This window comes from Micromonospora sp. WMMB235 (assembly GCF_001855515.1).
Taxonomy (GTDB): domain Bacteria; phylum Actinomycetota; class Actinomycetes; order Mycobacteriales; family Micromonosporaceae; genus Micromonospora; species Micromonospora aurantiaca.
In genome coordinates this window covers 1,741,939-1,758,266 of record NZ_MDRX01000001.1, presented here as the reverse complement: position 1 = coordinate 1,758,266, position 16,328 = coordinate 1,741,939, and the positions used below count along the sequence as shown (strand labels likewise).

Genomic DNA, 16,328 nt, shown 5'->3' with positions numbered 1-16,328 from the left:
TGACCGTAGTCGGGGGTCTCCGCGGCCTGCCACCCCTACCGGCCGTGGCGGTCGTGCGGGCGGGGAGGTGACATCGGTGGTCGCGAGGGCGACGGCGGCACCCGACGGTGTCCGGGCGGTGGTGCTCGACCTCGACGGGGTGCTGGTCGACAGCCTCGCCGTGGCCAGAGAGGCGTTCGCCCTCGCCTACGCCGAGGTGGTCGGCGACGGCATGGCCCCGGTCGAGGAGTACTGCCGCCACCCGGGCCGGTACCTGCCGGAGGTGCTGGAGCTGATGGGTCTGCCAGCGGCGCTCGCCGAGCCGTTCGTGCGGGAGAGCAACCGCCTTGCACACCGGGTCAGCCCGGTCGTCGGCGCGGCGGAGCTGCTGCGCACCCTGCGTCGGCGGGGGATCGGGCTCGCCGTGGCCACCGGCCGCAGCGGCGTACGCGCCCGGGACCTGCTCGGCCGGCTCGACCTGTTGCCGCTCGTCGACCACGTGGTGGGCTCGGACGAGGTGCCCCGCCCGAAGCCCGCGCCCGACATCGTACGGCGGGCGCTGCACCTGCTCGGGGCCCGGCCCGCGGAGGCGCTGATGGTCGGCGACGCGCCCAGCGACCTGGCCAGCGCGCGGGCGGCCGGGGTGACGGCGGTGGCCGCGCTGTGGGGCGAGTCCGACGAGGAGACGCTGCGCACGGCCGGCCCGGACGTCGTTCTGACCCGGCTCGACGAGTTGCTGCCGCTGTGCCCGGCACGGCGGTGACGAGCCACACCGGATCCGTGGGCGAGAAGCCGCCCGGAGCCGCCGCCCGCCCGGACGGACGCACGGACACCTGGCGTGACCGGGCGACACCCCTGTCGCCGGGCGGCACCCCTGTGGAGGATCGTTCCCCGACATCGACACCCCCGATTCGTCACCCGATCAGTTGATCGGCGCATCGGTTGCGCGGATGATGTCGGGCGTCGGTCGGCCCGGGTCCGGCCCGTTCCCGCGAACCGACGCCGCGATCAGCCGAGGGGTCCGCCCTTTCCGACGGCAAACCGCACATGAAGGAGGACCACCCCAGATGCCGGTCATCGAGGTCGATCATCTGCAGAAGCGGTACGGCGAGAAGGTCGCGGTCGACGACGTTTCCTTCACCGTCGAGCAGGGCGAGATCTTCGGCGTCCTCGGCCCGAACGGCGCCGGCAAGACGACCACGGTGGAGTGCGTGCAGGGGTTGCGCCGTCCCGACGGCGGGACCGTCCGGGTGTTCGGGCTGGACCCGGTGCGCGACCGCACCGAGGTGCGCCAGCGCGTCGGCGCCCAGCTCCAGGAGAGCCAGCTGCCGGACAAGGTGCGGGTGCGGGAGGCGCTGGACCTGTACCGGTCCTTCTACCGCAACCGGGCCGACATCGACGAGCTGCTGACCGACCTAGGCCTGGCCGAGCAGCGCAACACCTACTTCCAGAAGCTCTCCGGCGGGCAGAAGCAGCGACTGTCGGTGGCCCTGGCGCTGGTGGGCAGGCCGGAGATCGCCATCCTCGACGAGCTGACCACGGGCCTCGACCCGCAGGGCCGCCGGGACACCTGGGATCTCGTCGAGCGGATTCGCGACCGCGGCGTCACCGTCGTGCTGGTCACTCACTTCATGGAGGAGGCGCAACGACTCTGTGACCGGATCGCGATCATCGACAAGGGGCGGGTGGTGGCCATCGACAGCCCCGCTGGCCTGCTCGCCCGCGTCGGCAGCGAGCACCGTGTGCACTTCCGCCCGGCGGAGCCGGTCGAGGACGCCCTGCTGCTCGCCTCGCCCGACGTGACCGGGGTCAGCCGCTACGGCGCGGAGGTGACGGTGACCGGCACGAAGGACGTGCTCCAGTCGGTCCTGTCAGTGCTCAACGGGCGCGGAACAACCTACACGGACCTGCGGGTCGAGCAGCCCAGCCTCGACGACGCCTTCGTCGCCCTGACCGGCCGTGGCGGCCGGACCGCCGCGCAGTCCCCGACCGACGGGAGGTCGTCGTGAGCGCCCTGTCCAAGCTGATCGCCGTCGAGACGAAGCTGTTCCTCCGGGAGCCCGTGTCGTTGTTCTTCGTCTTCGCCCTGCCGATCGGCCTGATGCTCGTCTTCGGCCTGCCGCAGCGTGCCGGTACGGCCGCCGACACCGGGCAGCACGCCGAGCAGACGTTCCTGCCGTCGCTCGCGCTGGCTCTCACCATCGGCATGCTCGCGCTCTTCACCCTGCCGATGGCGCTGGGCATCTACCGGGAACGCCGGATCCTGCGCCGTCTGGCGACGACCCCGGTGCAGCCCGCGCTGCTGCTGGTCGCCCAGGTCGTGGTCAACCTCGTGATGGGCGTGCTCGGTGCGGTGGTCACCGCGATCGCCGTGCGGTTCCTGCTGGACCAGCCGGCGCCGGCCAACCTGCCCGGGTTCGTGCTGGCCTTCCTCCTCGGGGTCGCGTGTCTGTTCGCCGTCGGCCTGCTGATCGCGGCGCTGGCGCCGTCGGCCAGGGCGGCACAGTCGATCGGCCCCGCGCTGTTCTTCCCGCTGCTCTTCCTGGCCGGTGCCTGGTTGCCCCGCGACCGGATGCCGAGTGCCCTGGCCGTCGTCGCCGACTACTCGCCGCTCGGCGCGACGGTCGACACCATCGGCGCGGCGTGGGCGGGCGCCGACCCCGAACTGCCGCAGCTGATCGCCCTGGCCGTCACGGCCGCCGTCGCCTCCCTGGGGGCGACGCGCTTCTTCCGCTGGGAGTGAGCCCGCCGCCCGACAGGGCTGGTCTGGGCATCGTCGCTGCCCAGGGCGTATCTAGGGGTGCGCTAAGGGTGCCGGCGAAATGTGATCTGCACTACGTTCGGTTCACCCGGCGTCGGGTGTCGTTGGACCTGTGTGGACCGAGCCGCCGTCGCCCCTGTAGCGGCTCGTAAGGTGTGCGGAATGCGACGGAGGTCGTGCCATGAAGGACGTTTCGCAAGCTGATCCGGTCGCCCGGGACGCCGCCGGCGTCATCGATGTCGTCCTGGAGGGCGGCCCGGCCGACCTGCCGGCCGACCTGCGCAGCCGTCGGGTGTCCACGGCCGAGAAGAAGATCAAGATCCTGTACTACGGCGGGTACGAGCACTTCGAGCGGGGCAACGCCGCCGCGGCGGTCGAGCCGGTGGTCTTCCGCTGGACCGGTCGGACCCGGATCGCCGAGTAGCGAAGGGACAGCAGTCTCATGCGGGCACAGGACCAGCGTACGGGACCGCACCTGACGGTCAGCGACACAAGCGAGGCGATCGCCTTCTACACGGACGTCTTCGACGCCGTGGCCATCCAACGGGAGTGCCTGCTCGACGGGCATGTCGTGCACGCGGAACTGGCCGTCGGCGGCCATCACCTGACCGTGAGCGAGTGGTGGGAGGCGGGCGACCCGTCGGTGGCCGCAGACCGTGACGAGGTGTTGACCATCGAGCGGACGGACCCCGAGTCGGTGCTGCGGCGGGCGGTGGCCGCGGGCGCCCACCTCGAGCCGCCGGCTGCCCCGTCGCACCAGGTCATGTTGCGCGACCCTGCCGGCCTCTGCTGGAGCGTCGTCGGCCCGCAGCGGACGGCGTAGGGCGAGCCTTCGCGCGCCCCGGCGGACCCGGGACAGCCGGGCTTCCGCCGGCCGGCCCGATGTGCAGGATCGCGGTCGGCGCGTCGGCCAGGTCTCCGCCGGCCGGCAGCCGGGCCGCCGGGAGAGCGGCCGCCTCCGCCGCCGCGCCCGGTGCGCTCCTGCGCCGCACCATCACCAGTGCGAGCGCGCCCAGGCCCGCGGCGACCAGCAGGCCGCCCAGCAGGAACATCGACGTACTGCCGCCCTCGTCACCGGTGGCGGTGAGTGTGGGCGGCGCGGCCGCGGGGGTGTCGTCGTCAGCCGCCTCGGCGAGAGGGCTCGCCTCCGCGGTGGGCGACGGCGACGTCGTGGTCGGCGCCGGCACCGCGGAGAGGGTCAACCGTACGGTCGCGACGTCACCGGCCCGGCCCCGTACGGTCGCGCGGGCGGTGCGGTAGCCGTCCATGGTCGCGCGGACCGTGATGGATCCCTCGGCGATCGTCCTGCCGGCCCTGGACGTGATCGAGAACCGGCCGCTGCGGTCGCTGGTCGTCCGGTACTCGTGGCCGGCACTGTCCCGGATGGTCAGATCCGCCCCGCCGATGGCCTTTTCGTCGGCGTCGCCGACCCGGCCGGAGACCCCCCTCACCCCCGCCGCCGGCTCGGCCTCGCCGGAGGGCGAGGCGCCCGGCCCGTGGACGTAGACCATCTTGTACGCGTAGCTGTTCTGCCCGGCGAGCCGCACGCCGACCGAGATGTTGAGGCCGGTGGTCTCGCCCGGGCGAGCGTCAGGGGCCACGAGTGTCGCGTCGAAGGTCCGGCTCTGACCGGGCCGGAGATTCGGCTCCGCCCGGCAGCCGGTGGCGCACCGCAGGCCGCCGCCCACCACCACGATCGCCGTCTCGGCGCGGCGTCCGTCGTTGGTGACGCGGAACTGCACACGTACCGTCTCGCGGGGTTTCACGTTCTCCGCCGACACGCTCAGGATGCTCACCGTCTCCGGCGCGGCCGTCGCCGGTGCCGCCGCCACCGCGAGCGTCCCTCCGGCCAGCGCCACCAGTGCGGCCGCCCGGGCCAGCCGGACACGTGAGCGCGTCGTCACACCCCACCACCTCTTCCCCCGAGCCGGCGACGCCGGTCGATGGCGCCGCGGGCCACTATGCCCGGTCCGGCGCCGGCCTCGCGACCCGCCTCCGGCGGCCGGCCGGCAGCCCGCACGGGCCGGGACCGTCCGGCCGGGACGGACCGCAAGCGGGAAGAGGTTCCGGACCCGGTCCGCTCCTACCGTCGAAGCCGTCCGACCGCTACGGCCACGCCGTCAGCGCCGATCCCCGGAGGCCCGATGTCCGACCGTCCTCGGCGGCTCCAGCCGGTGAACCCCACGTCGCTCGTCACGACGTGGAACACCAGTTGGCACCGCGCCGCGATCAACGTGTTCACGTTCGTCGTGCTGGCCCACTGGGCCGAGCACCTCGTGCAGGCCGCGCAGATCTGGATCCTGGGCTGGAGCCGGCCCGACGCCCGTGGTCTGCTGGGCATGCCCTTCCCGTGGCTGATCGAGTCGGAGTGGCTGCACTACGGATACGCCCTGGTGATGCTCGCCGGCTTCTGGCTGCTGCGGGACGGCTTCGTCGGCCGCGCCCGGCTGTGGTGGGGCATCGCCCTCGGCGTGCAGGTGTGGCACCACCTGGAGCACCTGCTGCTGCTCGTCCAGTCGCTCACCGGTCAGTACCTGCTGGGTCGCCCGGTGCCGACCAGCCTCGCCCAGGTCGTGTTCCCGCGCGTCGAGCTGCACCTGTTCTACAACGCCGTGGTCTTCGCGCCGATGGTGATCGCGATCGGCTTGCACCTGCGTCCGACGTGGCACGAGCGGGCACTGATGCGGTGCAGCTGTCGTCGTCCCGCTCCCGCGGGGGCCTGACGTGCCCGTCCCCGCCGCCCGGCCGCCCCGCACGGGTTGGGCGGCCGGTGCGGCGGTGGCGGCGCTCGCGCTCGGCGTACCGCTGTTGAGCGTCCTGTCCGCCGCGGCACCGGTCCGGATGGTCTCCGCGGCGCCCGCGGACCGGGCGGTCGTCGGCCGGCCGCCGTCCTCGGTCACGCTCACCTTCGACCGCCCGCCGGCCGGCTCCGGGACGCACCTCTCGGTCGCCGCGCCCGGGATCGCGCCGCAGGTCGGCCGCCCGGTCGTTCGTGGACGCCAGATCAGCATCGCCGTGCCGCCGGCCGGCGAGGGGACGTACCTGGTGGCCTATCACGCGGAGTTCGGCGCCGGCCGTGAGCTGGCCGGCACGATCCGGTTCGACGTACGTGGGGACGCGCCGCCGGCAGTCGTCGGCGACCGGCCCGATCCGCGTGTCCAGGTCGATCCGGCGGGGGGCGGGCACTCGCACGGCGCGTCGGCCGAGCCGTGGGTGCTCGTGCTGCTCGGGGCCGACCTGCTGGTGCTGCTGGTCGTCGGACTGCGGCTGCTGCACCGGCGCCGGCGGGACGACCCCTCGCCCGGCAGGTGAACGGCGCGCCGGGGTTGCACTGACTGATAGTCATACTCCACTATGACTGTTAGTCATAGAGGGCGTCGGGCGGCGACGGATTCCGTGCGCCGCCGTCCCGTCGGCTGATCGCCGCTCGCCCGCGGTGCATCCCGGCCGGCGCTGCCAGCCGGGTGGGGCGCGAACCGCCGGGGAGGATCCGATGGTCGCCGCAGACACGACGAAGCCAGAGGTGCCGGTGCTGCCCGGCCGGTTGCCCATAGCCGGGCACGCACCGCTGCTGATGAGCCAGGGACTCCGGCTGATGGAGCGCGCCCGGGACACCGCGCCGGTGGTCCGGATCTACCTCGGCCGCAAACCGGTCTACGTGGTCAACGACGCCGACCTGCTGCGCCGCGTGCTGGTCACCGACGCCCCGGCCTTCGCCGGCAAGGGCCCTCTGGTCGAGAAGGCGAAGCTCGTGCTCGGCAACGGCATCTCGTGCTCGACCGGCGACTTCAACCACCGCCAGCGCCGCCTCATGCAGCCCGCGTTCCACAAGGAACGCGTCGCGGGTTACGTCGACGTCATGCGCGCCATCGCCGGCGAGCGGATCGCCGGCTGGCGCGACGGCGACCGGATCGTGATGGAACAGGAGATGCGCGAGATCGCCCTCACCGTCGCGGCGAAGGCGCTGTTCGCCTCCGACATCGGGCGCGAGGCGGTCGAGGAGTTCCGCACGTCGATCCCGATCGCGGTGAGCGGCGTGGCCGTCCGCACCATGATGCCGGCCCTCGCGGCCCTTCCCACCCCGGGCAACCGCCGCTTCGACCGGGCGCTGCACCGGCTGCACCAGATCATCGACCGGATGATCCAGGCGTACCGGCGCGACGGTGTCGACCACGGGGACGTGCTGTCGATGCTGCTCGCGGCCCGTGACGAGGAGACCGGCGAGCCGATGCCGGACCTGCAGGTCCACGCCGAGGTGATGACCATCGCCACCGCCGCGACCGAGACCACGAACGGTGCCCTGGTGTGGGCGGCGTACGAGCTGGGCCAGCGGGAGGACGTCGAGCGCCTGTTGCACGAGGAGCTGACCGACGTGCTCAGCGACCGGCCGGTCACCGCGGCCGACCTGCCGAAGCTCGAGTACACCCGGCGCTTCCTCAGCGAGGTGCTGCGGCTGTACGCGATGTGGGTGCTGACCCGCCAGACGACCCGGGCCGTCGAACTCGGCGGGTACGCCCTGCCGGCCGGCGCGACCATCATGTTCAGCCCGCAGGCGATCCACCGCGACCCCCGGATCTACCGCGATCCGCTCCGGTTCGACCCGGACCGGTGGCTGCCGGAACGTGCGGCAGAGGTGCCCCGCAACGCGTTCCTGCCGTTCGGTTCCGGCCGCTACATCTGCATCGGCGAGCAGTTCGCCATGACCGAGATGCTCGTCGTGTTCGCCACGCTCGTCCGCCGGCTGCGCCTGCGGCCCGTGCCCGGTCACGTCGTGAAGCCGTCGGTCGCCAAGGGCGGCCTGCCCAACAGCCTGCCCATGGTCGTCGAGTCACGCCGCACGTGAGACGTCGTGCACTAACCCAGGAGGAGACATGGCCGTTGCGGCCGATGCGCCCCGTTCACCCGTACGCCGGCGCTGGTGGGCGCTGACACTGCTCTGCTTCGTGCAGTTCATGCTGGTCGTGGACGACACGGTGGTGAACGTCGCGCTGCCGTCCATCCGCGAGGACCTCGGTTACTCGGCCACCGGCCTGGCCTGGGTGGTCAACGGCTACCTGCTGGCCTTCGGCGGCCTGATCCTGCTCGGTGGACGTGCCGGGGACCTGGTCGGGCACCGTCGGGTGTTCCTCGCCGGTGTGGCCGTCTTCGCCGTGGCGTCGCTCGCCTGCGGCGTCGCGCAGGAGCCCTGGCAGTTGGTGGCGGCACGGTTCCTCCAGGGCGTCGGCGGCGCGCTGGCCTCGCCGACCGCGCTCGCCCTGATCACCCTGATCTTCGCGGAGGGCGCGGAGCGGGCCAAGGCCATCGGCCTCTGGGGTGGCATCGCCGCCCTCGGCGGCATCGTCGGCTACGTGCTGTCCGGTCTGCTCACCGACCTGGTCTCCTGGCGGCTGGTCTTCCTGATCAACCTGCCGGTGGCGGTCGTCGTGCTCGCGCTGGTGCCGGCACTGGTTCCGCCCGCCGCGACGGCCGCTCGCCAACGGGTCGACATCCCGGGCGCGGTCACCGCCACGGTCGGCCTCGCCGCCCTGGTGTTCGCGCTGCTGGAGGCGCCCGGCGCCGGCTGGGGCAGCCCTCGCGCACTCGTTCCGCTGGCGGTGGCCGTGGTGCTGCTCGCGGCGTTCGTGCTCCAGGAACGCAGGGTCGCGTACCCGCTCGTGCCGTTGCGGTTCTTCGCCAACCGCACGCGCAGCGCGGCGAACGGCACCATGATGCTCTTCACCACCGGCCTGTTCGCGATGTTCTTCCTGCTCACCCTGCACGTCCAGGAGCGCCTGGGCTGGTCGCCGCTGCAGACCGGCCTGGCGTACGTACCAATGGCCGTGTGCCTGCTGATCGGCATCTCGCTCTCGCAGCGCCTGGTCGGGCGCCTCGGCCCCCGGCCGGTGCTGCTCGTGGGACCGCTGCTCACCGCGGCCGGACTGCTCTACCTGTCCTGGATCGACGGGACCGAACGCTACCTGCCGGACATCCTGCCCGGCATGGTGCTCGTCGCGCTGGGCGCCGGGCTCGCCGTGCCGGTCCTCGCCACCGCCGCGATGTCCGCCACCACCGCCGAGGACGCCGGCCTCGGCTCGGGGATGCTGACCGTCGCCCAGCAGATCGGCGGTGCCGTCGGCCTGGCGCTGCTGGTCAGTCTCGCGGGGCTGAGGTCGCGGCAGATGGTCTCCGACGGCGCCGGCGAGGACGCCGCCGCCATCGGCGGCACGGTGCTCGCCTTCCAGGTCGCGGCCGTGATCCTCGTCGCCGCCGCGCTGCTCACCCTCGTCATCCGGCCGCCGCGACCCGCTGCGTCGCCGGACCGGACCGACAGCCCGGACCACACGTCGATCGGAGTGCCGTCATGAACCGTCTCGAGGGAAGAGTAGCGCTGGTCACCGGCTCCACCTCCGGCATCGGCCGGGCCATCGCCGCGGGATACGCGGCCGAGGGCGCCACTGTGGTCGTGCACGGCCGGGACAAGGAACGCGCCGACGCCGTGGTCGAGCGGATCTCGGCCGCCGGAGGGCGGGCCGAGGCGGTCCTCGCGGACCTGTCCCGGCCCGGTGAGGCCGGCCGGCTGGTGCGGGCGGTGCTGGACAGCCACGGCGGGGTCGACGTCGTCGTGAACAACGCCGGCGTGATGAGCATGGGCACCGCCGGCCAGGTGACCGAGGAGAACGTCGACGAGGTCCTGGCGATCAACTTCAAGGCGCCGCTGTTCGTCACCCGGGCCGCTCTGCCGTCCCTCGTGGAGCGCGGCGGGTCGGTCGTCAACGTGACCACCGCGGGCGCCCACCGGGGCTCTCCGGGCGGTGCGGTGTACGCCGCCGCGAAGGCGGCGCTGCACATGCTGACGGTGAGCTGGGCCGCCGAGTTCGCCCCGCAGGGCGTACGGGTCAACGAGCTGATCCCCGGAGCGACCCGGACGCCGATGATGGAGCCGCTCCTGCAGGCCCCCGAGGTCCAGGCCATGCTGGCCCAGCGGATCCCGATCGGCCGGGTGGCGGAGCCGGAGGACCTGGTCGGCGCGGCCGTCTTCCTCGCCTCGGCCGAGGCGAGCTACGTGACCGGCGCGGTGCTCGCCGTGGACGGCGGCTTCCTCGCCGGCTGAGCGGCCGGGCGCGTCCGCGGCTGCGTGGCGGATCCGCAAGCCGGGAGAAGACCCCGGCACCCGACGGTGGCTATCAATGGCGAAGGGGCGCGACCAGGTGTCGCGCCCCTTCGCGTCAGCCTCATGAAGGGACTGCCATGCGTCACGGCGTCACACAGCACCGCGGCCTCCACGTTCCCCCGGGGAACACCGCACAGCACGGCCGGTTCGGCCGGATGTTTCCCAACCTGCCGCCCCGTCGCCCGACCGGCCTGCCGCTGGCCGAGGAGTACGGGCTTCCGGGAGGCCGGCTGGACGCGGGGGAGATCACCCCGGACAAGCTCGGCCCGGTCGACACCGGCTTCGTCTACCTCGCCCAGTTCATCGACCACAACATCACCTTCGACCCCACCACCGTTCTTAACCAGCAGGTCGACCCGGAGGCCATCCAGGCGTTCCGGCCGCCGCGGCTCGACCTCGACGCGCTCTACGGCGCCGGGCCGACAGTCGACCCCTACCTCTACGACCAGGCGTCGCACGGCACCAAACTGGTACTCGGGCCGGGCGGTACCGACTTCGCGCGAACCGCCGAGGGGGTGCCGCTGATCGGGGATCCGCGCAACGACGAGAACATGCTGATCGCCCACATCCACCTCGCGTTCATCAAGTTCCACAACCGCGTGGTGGACGGGCTGGCCGACGGCAGCCTCACCGACGCGGTCGGCGACCGGGTCCGGTCACGACCGGCGGCCCCGGGTGACGCGCCGGCCGGCCGGCTCGACGATCTGCTCTCCCTCGACAACTACTACAACGAACTCACCTACAAGGCACAGCAGCTGGTCCGCTGGCACTTCCAGTGGATCGTGGTGCACGAGTACCTGCCGCTCTTCGTCGGGCAGCACATCGTCGACGACATCTTCGAGAACGGCCTGCGCTTCTACGACCCCCGTCCGGTGCCGTACATCCCGGTGGAGTTCGCGGTCGCCGCGTTCCGGGTGATGCACTCGACGATCCTGCCCCGCTACCAGATCAACGAGAAGTTCAGCGCGCCGCTGTTCCCGGCCGATCGGAACGCGCCCCCGAGCCCGCGGGCGGACCTGCGGGGCGGGCGGATCCTGCCCGAGCACTCGATCGACTGGTCGCTGTTCTTCCGGACCGACCCGAACCGGGTACCCCAGCGGGCCAAGGCGTTCGGCGCCTCGCTCACGTCGGCGCTGCTCAACCTGCCGGTGAGCGCGGTGCCGGGAGCGAAGGAGGGCGCGCTCGCGAAGTCGCTCGGCTCGCTGGCCGTGCGGAACATGCTGCGCAGCGAGGCGCAGCAGCTGCCGTCGGGCCAGGACGTCGCACGCGCCATGGGGGAGGTGCCGCTCTCCGACGAGCTGCTGGACTTCGACGGTCCCGCCTACCTCTGGTACTACATCCTGAAGGAGGCGGAGGTGCTCACCGGCGGGCACCGGCTCGGCCCGGTCGGCGGGCGGCTGGTGGCGGAGGTGTTGCTGGGGATCCTGAAGGGAGACCCGATGTCGTACTGCTCCGCCTACCCCGCCTGGCGACCCACTCTGGCCGGTCAGAACGGTGTCTTCGGCATGGTGGAACTGCTCCGGTTCGCCGGTCTGGTGCCGGCTGGGCGCGGCTCCGGAGATTGACGGCCCGCCCACCCGTGTCCGGCTGGCGTGGATCGTGCGTCTCGTGCACTATGACTGACAGTCATAGTGCACGAGACGTGAGCGCCCGGCCCCGCCGGGTGCGGGGCGGATCAGACGGAGGTTCCCTGTGGAACGTGTGACGGGCATCGGTGGTCTCTTCTTCCGGGTCAAGGACCCGACGGCGATGACGAAGTGGTACGTCGACCACCTCGGCCTCACGCCACCGCCCACTCCGGACGAGGACCGGGACTGGTGGCAGGAGCAGGGCCCCACCGTCTTCGCGCCGTACGGCGCCGACGTCGAGGAGGAGACCGGGCAGGCGGTACGGCTCAACTTCCGCGTCCGGGACATGGCGGCGATGCTCGCGCAGCTGCGGGCCGCCGGCGTGGAGGTCAGCCCCGAGCCCGAGGACTATCCGGAAGGCCGGTTCGGCTGGGCGATCGACCCCGAAGGCAACCGGATCGAGCTGTGGGAGCCGGCCCCCGACCGGCTCAAGCCGCCGACGGGCTGACCGTCCGGGGACGCGACGACGGGGTGGGGCCGCCGAGGGCCCCACCCCTGTTTTCGACCTCGGATCAGGCCGCCCGCCTCACGGCGAGGGCGGTGAGGTCCGGTACAGCCGGTTCGGAGTGTCGTCGAGGAAGTCGCGCGGGTCCAGCCGGAAGCCCGTGAAGCGGTAGGGCACGATCCGGTGTTCCTCGCCCGCCGTCCGCGGCTCGACGTGCTGCCGCAGCGCGTACCACAGGCTGAGGTCGTTCTCCTCGCCCACCGAGGCGCCCGTCTCAGCCGCGTACCTCGAGGTCAGAACGCTGTCGTCGGTGCCGACCTCGTAGCCGTCGTCCAGGTTGCCCCGGTAGGGCGCGACCCAGAGGTCGGCGCTGCTGGTGCGGCCGTCCGGGCCGATGTTCGACCCCGGCAGCAGCTCGTAGGAACGGAGCAGGCCGTTGGGCTTGGGCGCCTCGCTCGCCACTCGCAGCCGGGAGCCGGGCTCCAGGGTGTGGGCGCCACGCGCCACGTTCTGCCACTGGGTCGCGGCGGCCCCGCCCCGGGTGCCGAGCTGGACGGTGTTCCCGCCGATCGTCGCCACGTCCGGGTCGAGCCGGTAGTAGTGGTGATGGGTGTGCGGCAGACCCGCCACCGGGCCGGCGGCCGGCCGCCCGCCGACACCCACCGAGGCGGCGATGACGCCGTCCTCGAAGAGCTCCCAGCGGTGCACGTACTGGTAGTCACCGGCCTGGAACTTCGCCCAGAAGGCGACCTTCGCCGGCTCGATGCCGCTGGGGCCGTACCGCTCGACGTGGACCGCGCCGGTCGGATTGGCGGCCGCGTCGTACTGGCTGTCGTTGGTGGCGATCGCCGTCGGGGGCAGGTCGCTCCCGGCCGCGTTGGGCGCCGTGGGCAGCAGCGGCACCAGGGGCGACCCGCCGCCCCGGGCGCCGAGGCCGTTCTTGGCCACGCCGTGGGTCGGGCCGTGGTCGACCAGGGTGAAGGCCAGCTCGCCCCGGAACAGGACGGGTCGGCCGTCGAAGTGGGCGTGGGCGAGCCGCAGCCCGGTGCCCTGCATCGTGTTGATCGAGTATCCGAAGGTCCAGTTGGCGTGGGTGATGTAACCGCCAGGCATTGGTTGTCTCCTCGTCAGTTGTGGGGAGCCTGGGTCTGCGGCCCCGACGCGGTGCCCCGCGCCTCGTCGGTCGGGACGACCTCGCGGGTGCTCAGGTCGACCGCCGCCTGCCCGACCCGGGCCGGCGCGTCACCGCGGGACCAGAAGTAGAGCTGGAAGAGCCGGTGGCCGAAGCGGGGGTTCTCCTCGATCTGGGCCGCCCGGGCCGGCAGGGCCACCATGTCGACCGGGCCGCGGGCACGCAGCGCCTCGTACCGGTCGTCGGTGACGACCAGCTCGTACGCCTCCTCCCGCTCCTCCGCGGTCAGCGCGGGCTGGATGCCCGGCCGTTCGACGATCGCCTCCACCACGCCGGCCCGCAGGTCCAGCACGGCGATGATGAGGACGCTGCGGTCGTAGTCGTAGATGACCGCCTCGGCGAGGCGGACCGACACCTGGGCGTCGGCGACCTTCTGCTCCTCCTCGCGGAACTCGATGTCGATCAGCCGGTGCCGGTTGCCGCCCAGACGCTCGGCGACCAGGGGGTCGGCGTCGATGGCGGCGGCCACCCGGTCCTTGATCTGGCCGAGCAGGTCGAGGAAGACGGAGGTGGAACCAGGCTGGTCCTGGACCAGTTCGAGAAGTTGGCTGACTTCGTGGGAATGCAGCAGTGCAGGCATTCTGTCCTTCCTCACAGTTGTGCGGCCGTGGGCGGGCGCTTCCCCAGGAAGATCGGCGGGGCCGCTCCTCAGCCGACTTGAAGAATCGTTTACCGATCTCCGTTCGGAGACGTGGCACACCGATCTCCATCCATTGGTAGGTGCGCACCGCCCGTGCGGCTTCTTCCCCCTTGCTGCGCGGCCGTCCGCCGGCCGTCCGCGTCCGGCCCGGAAAGCGCGGCAAGCTGCGAGAAGTTCGATGACCGCGGCGGCCGTACGAATGGAGGAGCGGCACAGCAGAATAGGAGAGCCACGTGAATGACCTGCGCGTGTTCGGCGAACAACTCCGGACGTTGCTCAGTGGGCTGCTGGGATTCGGGGACCCCGGCGCACCGGAGCGCAACAGCCGACTCATCCACCAGATTTTCGAGTGGTACAACCAGGGTGACCTCGACTCCATCGTGGAGAGCGTCACCGACGATTTCGAACTGCACGACGTGCCGGCCGGGCAGATCTACCGCGGGCCGGACGGACTGCGCCGCTGGTTCTCGATCTCCAAGACCGCGCTGCCCGAGGCGCGGCTGTTCATCACCAACCTGATCGCCGACGGCGAGAAGGTGGCCAGTGAGCACGCCGGCGGAGGTCTGCAGACCGGCCCGCTGGAGGTGCCGGGCGGCACTGTCCCGCCGACCAACCGGCTGGTGAAGGCCGAGGTGGCCGAGACCTTCGAGTTCCGGGACGGGCGGATCTTCCGGTGGCGCGTCTACTACGACGGTGCGGCGCTCGCCGCGCAGCTGCTGGGCCCCGAGGCGGGCGGGTCCTCCGCGCCCGCCGGGGGCCCGGCCACTGCGCCGCCGACGTCGGGCACCGCCGGCTCGTCCGCCGGCGCGGCGGCCTCCCGGCCGGCATCGGGTGGCGCATCCGCCCGGGACTGACGCCGGACCCGCCGGGGCCCGTCCGGACGGACGGGCCCCGGTCGCGCGCCCAGGGTCTCAGTGGTCCTGCGGTCCCGGCGGTGCAGGGGGCCCGGCCGGCGTCGCCGGCGGCCGGAGACGTTCGAGTTCGGCCAGCACCGCTTCGACCGCCGCGGTCTCCGCGGCGTAGTAGGCCTGGCCCCACACGGCCACCAGATGCGGGTACCGGAAGTCGGGCAGCAGCCCACGCCCGACCTCGCCCAGGTCGGCACGCTGCTCCCGGAGCCAGGACAGGTAGCCGTGCAGCGCGCGGTGCAGTTCCTCCGGGTCCGCCTGGTGACCGAAGAACAGGCGCAGCATCACGCTGTGCTTGATCACCGGCGGATCCACCTCGTCCCGGCTCAGCCATGCCCGCAGGGCCGCCACCCCGGTGTCGGTGATCCGGTAGTGGCGCTTGGTCTGCGAGCCGCGCTGCGTCTCCTGCCGCTCGCTGATGTAGCCCTGGGCCAGCAGCCGGCGCAGCTCGCTGTAGACCTGGCTCTGCGCCGGGCTCCAGTAGAAGAAGCGCATGTTCATGGACCACTTGCGCAGGTCGTAACCGGTCAGTTCGCGCCCGAAGGAGAGCAGACCGAGAACCGCGTACGCGGTGGCCGGCAGGCCGGGCGCCCCGGGCCGATGGGGATCTGCCACGATGTCCTCCTTGCGGTGGGCGGCTGCGGCTTCCACTATGACTATTAGTCCTAGTGCGGCGCTCGGCGGGATGCGAAGTTGCCGGAGGATCTTCCCACCTCGTGTCGGACCGCTCGGTGGAGGGAGCTGCCATGGCACCGGCACGTCTGATGGTGTCCACGACCGTCAACGCCCGCCGGTCGGCCGTCTACGCCGCGCTGACCGATCACGAGGCGCTGGCCGGCTGGTTCGCCGAGCGGGTGGAGACGCAGCCCGACGCGGGCTGCTTCCGTACCGATGGAAGCTTCACCCCGAGATGGGCCAGCGGCGCCCTGCGGACGATCGATGCGCAACCGGGCCGGCGGCTGGCGCTCTGCTGGGAGGCCGGCGCCGGTTCGCCGGTGGAGATCGAGCTGGTGTCGGTGCCGACCGGGCGCACCGGCGTCCGGTTCGTCCAGTGGTCGCCTCCGGGCGGCGGCCCCGACGACCCCTCCGCCCTGGACTTCTGGTGCCTGGCCGCCGGCAACCTCGCCAACCACCTGGAGGGCCGCCCGGTCGTCCGGCACGACTTCGCGCGGCCCCGGCGCGGCACGGCCCGGGCAGAGGCGACACTGGCCGTCCCCGCCCGGCGGGTGTACGCGGCGCTGACGGTGCCGGCGGAGCTGGAGCGGTGGATCGCCGCCACCGCGGTGGTCTCGCCCAGGGTCGGCGGCCGGTACGACTTCGGCTGGGGGGACGACCTCGGTCCCCGGTCCATCGTCGACCTGGAGCCCTCCCGGTCGCTGGCGTACACCTGGCGGGAACGTGGGCACCGGGACAGCGTCGTGAGGTGGACGCTGCGTCCCTGCGGGCGCGGCACCACCGTGCGGGTGCAGCACGACCTGGGCGGCCGCCCGGCCGATCGACACCAGATCGGCTGGGAGAACTTCCTCATCGACCTGCAACGGATGCTCGCGTCCGGCCAGGACTGGCAGCGCAGCGTGTGGCAGGACGAGCCGGTCGGCTGACGCGGCGCCCGCCCGCACGGCGAC

Annotated in this window: 18 protein-coding genes; 14 read left to right on the top strand and 4 right to left on the bottom strand. The window is 72.6% G+C overall.

The window, feature by feature from the left end:
* Positions 1–76 precede the first annotated feature (76 nt).
* The 5 genes from BFV98_RS07625 (at position 77) to BFV98_RS07605 (ending at position 3,563) form a co-directional block, all read left to right on the top strand.
* Positions 77–742: an HAD-IA family hydrolase gene (locus BFV98_RS07625; protein ID WP_013285650.1), complete on the top strand. Its 666-nt coding sequence runs from the start codon at positions 77–79 to the stop codon at positions 740–742.
* Positions 743–1,046: 304 nt separating this feature from the next.
* A complete protein-coding gene (locus BFV98_RS07620; protein ID WP_013285651.1) occupies positions 1,047–1,988 on the top strand; it encodes an ABC transporter ATP-binding protein in 942 nt (313 codons plus the stop codon).
* On the top strand, positions 1,985–2,722 hold the full coding sequence (locus BFV98_RS07615; RefSeq protein ID WP_013285652.1) for an ABC transporter permease: 738 nt from the start codon (positions 1,985–1,987) through the stop codon (positions 2,720–2,722). Before BFV98_RS07620 ends, BFV98_RS07615 begins: the two co-directional genes overlap by 4 nt.
* Positions 2,723–2,921: 199 nt before the next feature.
* Complete coding sequence (locus BFV98_RS07610) at positions 2,922–3,164, top strand: DUF5988 family protein (protein ID WP_013477259.1); 243 nt, start codon at positions 2,922–2,924, stop codon at positions 3,162–3,164.
* An 18-nt stretch (positions 3,165–3,182) separates the two neighbouring features.
* Positions 3,183–3,563 carry a glyoxalase/bleomycin resistance/extradiol dioxygenase family protein gene (locus BFV98_RS07605; RefSeq protein WP_013285654.1) on the top strand — a complete coding sequence of 127 codons (381 nt, stop codon included), beginning with the start codon at positions 3,183–3,185 and terminating at the stop codon, positions 3,561–3,563.
* Here the strand turns inward: BFV98_RS07605 and BFV98_RS07600 are convergent.
* Positions 3,502–4,644, bottom strand: a complete 1,143-nt coding sequence (locus tag BFV98_RS07600; RefSeq protein ID WP_071095619.1) for a carboxypeptidase-like regulatory domain-containing protein — start codon at positions 4,642–4,644, stop codon at positions 3,502–3,504. The genes BFV98_RS07605 and BFV98_RS07600 overlap by 62 nt on opposite strands.
* A 240-nt stretch (positions 4,645–4,884) precedes the next feature.
* Between BFV98_RS07600 and BFV98_RS07595 the strand changes: the two genes are divergently transcribed.
* The 7 genes from BFV98_RS07595 to BFV98_RS07565 all read left to right on the top strand — a co-directional run bounded on the left by BFV98_RS07595 (position 4,885) and on the right by BFV98_RS07565 (position 11,966).
* Complete coding sequence (locus tag BFV98_RS07595; RefSeq protein WP_071095617.1) at positions 4,885–5,463, top strand: hypothetical protein; 579 nt, start codon at positions 4,885–4,887, stop codon at positions 5,461–5,463.
* Between the two features lies 1 nt (position 5,464).
* Positions 5,465–6,052, top strand: coding sequence for a copper resistance CopC family protein (locus BFV98_RS07590; protein WP_071095616.1), 588 nt, complete (start codon positions 5,465–5,467; stop codon positions 6,050–6,052).
* A 181-nt stretch (positions 6,053–6,233) separates the two neighbouring features.
* A complete protein-coding gene (locus BFV98_RS07585) occupies positions 6,234–7,583 on the top strand; it encodes a cytochrome P450 (protein ID WP_071095614.1) in 1,350 nt (449 codons plus the stop codon).
* A gap of 28 nt (positions 7,584–7,611) precedes the next feature.
* Positions 7,612–9,084 carry an MFS transporter gene (locus BFV98_RS07580; protein WP_071095612.1) on the top strand — a complete coding sequence of 491 codons (1,473 nt, stop codon included), beginning with the start codon at positions 7,612–7,614 and terminating at the stop codon, positions 9,082–9,084.
* Entirely contained in the window at positions 9,081–9,830 is a 750-nt protein-coding gene (locus BFV98_RS07575) for an SDR family NAD(P)-dependent oxidoreductase (protein ID WP_013285660.1), read from the top strand. Before BFV98_RS07580 ends, BFV98_RS07575 begins: the two co-directional genes overlap by 4 nt.
* A 215-nt stretch (positions 9,831–10,045) precedes the next feature.
* A complete protein-coding gene (locus tag BFV98_RS07570; RefSeq protein WP_225319672.1) occupies positions 10,046–11,455 on the top strand; it encodes a peroxidase family protein in 1,410 nt (469 codons plus the stop codon).
* Between the two features lie 127 nt (positions 11,456–11,582).
* A complete protein-coding gene (locus tag BFV98_RS07565) occupies positions 11,583–11,966 on the top strand; it encodes a VOC family protein (RefSeq protein ID WP_013285662.1) in 384 nt (127 codons plus the stop codon).
* 78 nt (positions 11,967–12,044) lie between these two features.
* On the opposite strand, the gene BFV98_RS07560 is transcribed toward BFV98_RS07565, so the two are convergent.
* Positions 12,045–13,076 carry a hypothetical protein gene (locus tag BFV98_RS07560; RefSeq protein ID WP_030268728.1) on the bottom strand — a complete coding sequence of 344 codons (1,032 nt, stop codon included), beginning with the start codon at positions 13,074–13,076 and terminating at the stop codon, positions 12,045–12,047.
* A gap of 14 nt (positions 13,077–13,090) precedes the next feature.
* Complete coding sequence (locus tag BFV98_RS07555) at positions 13,091–13,735, bottom strand: hypothetical protein (RefSeq protein WP_013285664.1); 645 nt, start codon at positions 13,733–13,735, stop codon at positions 13,091–13,093.
* A 293-nt stretch (positions 13,736–14,028) separates the two neighbouring features.
* On the opposite strand from BFV98_RS07555, the gene BFV98_RS07550 reads away from it, so the two are divergent.
* Complete coding sequence (locus tag BFV98_RS07550; RefSeq protein ID WP_013285665.1) at positions 14,029–14,649, top strand: nuclear transport factor 2 family protein; 621 nt, start codon at positions 14,029–14,031, stop codon at positions 14,647–14,649.
* Between the two features lie 57 nt (positions 14,650–14,706).
* On the opposite strand, the gene BFV98_RS07545 is transcribed toward BFV98_RS07550, so the two are convergent.
* Positions 14,707–15,318, bottom strand: coding sequence for a PadR family transcriptional regulator (locus BFV98_RS07545; RefSeq protein ID WP_013285666.1), 612 nt, complete (start codon positions 15,316–15,318; stop codon positions 14,707–14,709).
* A gap of 131 nt (positions 15,319–15,449) precedes the next feature.
* Between BFV98_RS07545 and BFV98_RS07540 the strand changes: the two genes are divergently transcribed.
* On the top strand, positions 15,450–16,304 hold the full coding sequence (locus tag BFV98_RS07540) for an SRPBCC domain-containing protein (protein ID WP_013285667.1): 855 nt from the start codon (positions 15,450–15,452) through the stop codon (positions 16,302–16,304).
* Positions 16,305–16,328 lie beyond the last annotated feature (24 nt).